Annotated in this window: 6 protein-coding genes; 5 read left to right on the top strand and 1 reads right to left on the bottom strand. The window is 69.0% G+C overall.

The genetic code is table 11. The features are described from left to right. Nucleotides 1–62: 62 nt before the first annotated feature. Nucleotides 63–791: a DUF461 domain-containing protein gene (locus ACFWY6_RS32080; RefSeq protein ID WP_384697832.1), complete on the bottom strand. Its 729-nt coding sequence runs from the start codon at nucleotides 789–791 to the stop codon at nucleotides 63–65. Nucleotides 792–1428: 637 nt separating this feature from the next. Between ACFWY6_RS32080 and ACFWY6_RS32075 the strand changes: the two genes are divergently transcribed. The 5 genes from ACFWY6_RS32075 to cysS all read left to right on the top strand — a co-directional run bounded on the left by ACFWY6_RS32075 (nucleotide 1429) and on the right by cysS (nucleotide 5391). Then, a complete protein-coding gene (locus ACFWY6_RS32075) occupies nucleotides 1429–1911 on the top strand; it encodes a CarD family transcriptional regulator (RefSeq protein ID WP_003953493.1) in 483 nt (160 codons plus the stop codon). Between the two features lie 269 nt (nucleotides 1912–2180). Continuing rightward, nucleotides 2181–2909, top strand: coding sequence for a 2-C-methyl-D-erythritol 4-phosphate cytidylyltransferase (gene ispD, locus ACFWY6_RS32070; RefSeq protein ID WP_384697829.1), 729 nt, complete (start codon nucleotides 2181–2183; stop codon nucleotides 2907–2909). After that, nucleotides 2899–3402: a 2-C-methyl-D-erythritol 2,4-cyclodiphosphate synthase gene (gene ispF / locus ACFWY6_RS32065; RefSeq protein WP_360776471.1), complete on the top strand. Its 504-nt coding sequence runs from the start codon at nucleotides 2899–2901 to the stop codon at nucleotides 3400–3402. Before ispD ends, ispF begins: the two co-directional genes overlap by 11 nt. A 70-nt stretch (nucleotides 3403–3472) precedes the next feature. Next, nucleotides 3473–3877 carry a PPOX class F420-dependent oxidoreductase gene (locus tag ACFWY6_RS32060; protein ID WP_384697826.1) on the top strand — a complete coding sequence of 135 codons (405 nt, stop codon included), beginning with the start codon at nucleotides 3473–3475 and terminating at the stop codon, nucleotides 3875–3877. A 113-nt stretch (nucleotides 3878–3990) separates the two neighbouring features. Further along, nucleotides 3991–5391: a cysteine--tRNA ligase gene (gene cysS, locus ACFWY6_RS32055; protein ID WP_360776475.1), complete on the top strand. Its 1401-nt coding sequence runs from the start codon at nucleotides 3991–3993 to the stop codon at nucleotides 5389–5391. The last annotated feature ends 97 nt before the right edge of the window (nucleotides 5392–5488 follow it).

The following is a 5488-nucleotide window of genomic DNA, read 5'->3' as shown; positions in this document are numbered from 1 at the left end:
GGCCGCCGCCCGGGCGGTACCCCCTCGGTGTCCCCGCCCTTCCGTATGCGTACGTACGCCGATCAGTGCTCGGCGGCACCCTCGCCGGCGCCGTGCGAGGCGGCACCGCCCCCGGCCGGCGTCGAGGCCGCACCGGACGGGCTCTGCGACGCCTGCTCCGAGGGGTTGGTGGAAGCACCCTCGGTGGCGCCCTCGGAGGGCTCCGTGGACGCGCTGCCCGACGGCTTCGTGGACGGCTTGGTGTCCGGCGCCTTCGGGACCTCGCTCGGGCCCCACTTCTTGAAGTAGCTCTCGGCCGGGATGACGAAGGTCTGCATCTTCACGTCGCCGGTCTTGCTGAAGGCGAAGGTGACCGGCTGCGCGTCGCCGTCCTTGACGGCCTCGCGGCTGCTGGGCAGGACGGCGGACGCGTTGTCCTTGCCGCCGATGATGACCGAGCCGCCGGCCGGGATGGTCAGCGGACCGCCCGCCTTGGAGCTCTTGTCGTCCTTGCCCGGCGTGATCTTGGCCTTCTTGCCGGTCCCGTCGACCGTGATGCCGTCCAGGGTCTGGGCGGTGGAGCCGTTGTTGAAGATCGTCGCGGCGATCACCGCGGGACCCGTCGACTCCAGGTCGGGCTGGGTGATGACCATGGCGTTCTGGATCTTGATGTCGCCGACGGCGGTCGCGGCGTTGTCCGGCTTGATCTCGTTGGTCGCGGCGTCGTTGCCGGCCCCGCACGCGGCGAGCGAGGTGAGCGAGAACGCGATGGCAGTGGCGGCGATGACGCCACGTCGAAGGCTGCGGCTCACGGCGGCGGCAACTCCTTGAACGAGAGCGGTACGGGAGGGGCGGGCGGCTGTAAAGCCGCCCTAAGGGTGTGTCAGCGGGCTTAGGTTACCGAGCCGTTCCCGCACCACCGCACCCGACCCGCCCCTAGGCACCACCAGCCTCCCCGCGGCGCCTCCGTCTCACCACCCGCTTCCCTTCTGTCACGGCGAGATCATTGTTCTCTCGTTCACCATTCACATAAGCGCCGTCAAGAGTCATCACGGCCCGCCTTGCGGATTTCCGGTAAGGAATGCATGGCGGTCCGGGGAAGTGCCGGAAATTGATCACGGGGATGGCTTGATCAATTCCGGATTCGCGCCGAACGGAGAGTCGCACCTGCCTTCCGTCGCCGAACGGAGTAGCGGAAGTTCACCGCTTGGAACCCGGCAAACCGGGACGTTCGGCCTGGTGGAGCGCTCTCGAAGGGCGTGTGACGGGCACGTTTCACCCTCCCCGGAGAGCGGCTCCCACCTGCGAATACCCCGCTCCGCTAGCCGTCCGCAGCACGTTCCTGTTGCTGTTGTCAAGCCCCGAGATATGCCCTGACCTGCGAAAACGCCATTCAGAAGAGGCCGTTCTCGTGTTAGGATGGATAGCCACGGAAGGGGTACCTGTCACATGACGTTCAAGGTTGGCGACACCGTGGTCTATCCCCATCACGGGGCCGCGCTGATCGAGGCCATCGAAACTCGCCAGATCAAAGGCGTGGACAAGACCTACTTGGTGCTGAAGGTCGCTCAGGGCGACTTGACGGTACGTGTGCCTGCGGACAATGCGGAGTTCGTCGGCGTGCGTGATGTGGTCGGTCAGGACGGGCTCGACCGGGTCTTCGAGGTGCTGCGCGCGCCGTACGCCGAAGAGCCGACGAACTGGTCCCGTCGCTACAAGGCAAATCTCGAGAAGCTCGCCTCCGGCGATGTCATCAAGGTCGCGGAAGTCGTCCGTGACCTGTGGCGTCGGGAGCGCGAGCGCGGACTGTCCGCAGGTGAGAAGCGCATGCTCGCCAAGGCTCGGCAGATCCTGGTGAGCGAGCTCGCCCTCGCGGAGAACACGAACGAGGACAAGGCCGAGGCCCTGCTCGACGAGGTCCTCGCGTCCTGATCGCGTCCTGACATACGCATACGTCTTGGCGCCATGAAATGCCGCGGTGCCCGCTGACCCTCAATGGTGTCGCCGGGCGCTGCGGCATGTTCGTACCCGAACGTATCTTCTCTTCGGGAAACCCCGAGAATCCCCCGATGCTTGCTTGGCGTGCCGGGCTCGGGCAGCTGGCTCGACCAGATGTCACGGAAGGGTCCGGTCAAGGCGTCGCGCCCGGCACGGTGTGGCCATACCCATGTCTGCCGAGCGTACAAACCTGAACGGAACCGATGTCTAGCGAATCCCGCACCGCGGTCGTGATTCCCGCCGCCGGACGCGGCGTGCGTCTCGGCCCGGGCGCCCCCAAAGCGCTCCGCGCGCTGAACGGCACCCCCATGCTCATCCACGCCATCCGGGCCATGGCCGCATCCCGCGCGGTGTCCCTGGTCGTCGTGGTGGCGCCCCCGGACGGGGCCGCCGAGGTCAAGACGCTCCTGGACGACCACGCCCTGCCCGAGCGCACCGACTTCGTCGTGGTCCCCGGCGGCGACACCCGCCAGGAGTCCGTGAAGCTCGGCCTCGACGCGCTGCCGCCCGGCATCGGAGTCGTCCTGGTGCACGACGCGGCCCGCCCCCTGGTGCCCGTCGACACGGTGGACGGCGTCATCGAGGCCGTCCGTGAGGGCGCGCCCGCCGTCGTGCCCGCGCTGCCCCTGGCCGACACCGTCAAGCAGGTCGAGCCGGGCGAGCCCGGTCAGCCCGAGCCCGTGGTGGCCACCCCCGAGCGGGCCCGGCTGCGCGCCGTGCAGACCCCGCAGGGCTTCGACCGCGACATCCTCGTGCGCGCCCACGAGACGGTCACCGACAACGTCACGGACGACGCGAGCATGGTCGAGCAGCTGGGCCTCCAGGTCGTCGTCGTACCCGGCCACGAGGAGGCCTTCAAGGTGACGCGCCCCCTCGACCTCGTCCTCGCCGAGGCCGTGCTCGCCCGCAGGAGGGCCAACGATGGCTTCTGAGACCCCGCCGGTCGTCCTGCCGCAGGTCGGCATCGGTACCGACATCCACGCCTTCGAAGAGGGCCGCGAACTGTGGTGCGCCGGCCTCAAGTGGGAGGACGAGGGGCCCGGCCTCGCCGGGCACTCCGACGCGGACGTCGTCGCGCACGCCGCCTGCAACGCGCTGTTCTCCGCTGCGGGCCTCGGCGACCTCGGCGCGCACTTCGGCACCGGCCGCCCCGAGTGGTCCGGCGCCCCCGGCATCAAGCTGCTCGCCGAGGCCGCGCGGATCGTCCGGGACGCCGGATTCACCATCGGCAACGTGGCCGTGCAGGTGATCGGCCCCCGGCCCAAGATCGGCAAGCGGCGCGACGAGGCGCAGCAGGTGCTCTCCGAAGCCGCGGGCGCGCCCGTCTCCGTCTCCGGGGCCACCACCGACGGGCTCGGCTTCCCGGGCCGGGGCGACGGACTCGCGGCGATCGCCACGGCTCTGGTGGTGCGTACGTCGCACTGACGGCGACAGCGGGTAGGTGTGTAGGGCCCGAAGTGCCGTCGAAGCAGTCGAAGTAGAGGAGTGGACTTCCATGCCCGCCGAACTGTCCGAGAAGCTCAAGGCCCGGCTCGACTCCCCGGTGTTCGTCGCCGTCGCCACCATCCAGCCCGACGGCAGCCCCCAGGTGTCACCGGTCTGGGTGAAGCGGGACGGCGACGACGTGCTGTTCTCCACCACGATCGGCCGCCGCAAGGAGACCAACCTGCGGCGCGACCCGCGCGTGACGGTGCTGCTGCAGCCCTTCGACGAGCCGTACACGTACGCCGAGATCCGCGGCGAGGTGAGCATGACCACCGAGGGCGGGCAGGAGCTGATCGATGAGCTCTCGCTCAAGTACACCGGTCTGAAGTACGTGGAGTTCAACCCGCGGTCCGTGCACGACGCGCCCCGCGTCGTCGTCCGTGTCACCCCGCGCAAGGTCGTCGGCCGGATCTGAGTCCGGCGCGCGTCTGATGTGAGCCGACGTGAGTCCGGGCGCATGTCACAGTTCCGTGCCCTGTTGGCCCAGGAGGTCGCAGGGCACTGTCCTGCGCCCACTACCCTGGTGTGGTGACGATTCGCCTGTACGACACCAGCGCCCGGCAGATCCGTGACTTCAGCCCCCTCGTCGAAGGCTGTGTCTCGATCTACCTGTGTGGCGCCACGGTGCAGGCCGCCCCGCACATCGGGCACATCCGGTCGGGGCTCAACTTCGACATCATGCGGCGCTGGTTCGCCCACCGCGGCTACGACGTGACGTTCATCCGCAACGTCACGGACATCGACGACAAGATCATCCGGAAGTCGGCGGAGCAGGGCCGGCCGTGGTGGTCGATCGGCTACGAGAACGAGCGGGCCTTCAACGACGGCTACGACGTCCTCGGCTGCCTGCCGCCGACCTACGAGCCGCGGGCGACCGGGCACATCACCGAGATGATCGAGATGATGCGCGGCCTGATCGAGCGCGGCCACGCGTACGAGGCGGACGGCAACGTCTACTTCGACGTGCGTTCCTTCCCCGGGTACCTGGAGCTGTCCAACCAGGAGCTGGACAACCTCCTGCAGCCCGAGGGCGAGGGCGAGACCGGCAAGCGTGACCAGCGGGACTTCGCCATGTGGAAGGCAGCCAAGGAGGGCGAGCCGTCCTGGGAGACCCCGTGGGGCCGCGGCCGTCCCGGCTGGCACCTGGAGTGCTCGGCGATGGCGCACAAGTACCTCGGCCGTGAGTTCGACATCCACGGCGGCGGCATCGACCTGATCTTCCCGCACCACGAGAACGAGATCGCGCAGGCCAAGGCCTTCGGGGACGCGTTCGCGCGGTACTGGGTGCACAACGGCTGGGTCACCATGAGCGGCGAGAAGATGTCGAAGTCGCTCGGCAACTCGGTGCTCGTCTCGGAGATGGTCAAGACGTGGCGCCCGATCGTCCTGCGCTACTACCTGGGCACCCCGCACTACCGCTCGATGATCGAGTACTCGGAGGAGGCGCTGCGCGAGGCGGAGTCCGCGTTTGCGCGGATCGAGGGCTTCGTGCAGCGGGTGGTGGAGAAGGCCGGGGGAGTGGTCGAGCCGGCCCCCGAGGTGCCGCCCGCCTTCGCCGACGCGATGGACGACGACCTGGGCGTGCCGCAGGCCCTCGCGATCGTGCACACCACCGTGCGGCAGGGCAACAGCGCCCTTGCCGCCGACGACAAGGAAGCCGCCGTGGCGCGCCTGGCCGAGGTCCGGGCGATGCTCGGGGTCCTCGGCCTCGACCCGCTCGACCCGCACTGGGCCGGCGAGGGCGACCGCGGCGAAGACCTGCACGGGGTCGTCGACACCCTCGTACGCCTGGTGCTCCAGCAGCGTGAGGCGGCGCGCGGACGCAAGGACTGGGCGACCGCCGACGCCATCCGTGACCAGCTCAACCAGTCCGGCCTCGTCATCGAGGACGGCCCCTCCGGACCGCGGTGGACGCTCGGCCCGCGCTGAGCGCTCTGACCTCGTGATGTGGCCGCCCGGGGGCCCGGGGGGCGCGTTTATTTATTTTTGATTAATCTGGTGTTTTTTTATATTATGGTTGCCGCGT

Source organism: Streptomyces sp. NPDC059037 (assembly GCF_042740015.1).
Classification (GTDB): Bacteria; Actinomycetota; Actinomycetes; order Streptomycetales; family Streptomycetaceae; genus Streptomyces.
Note: the sequence above shows the minus strand (reverse complement) of the source record. Positions and strands in the feature narration are given on the sequence as shown.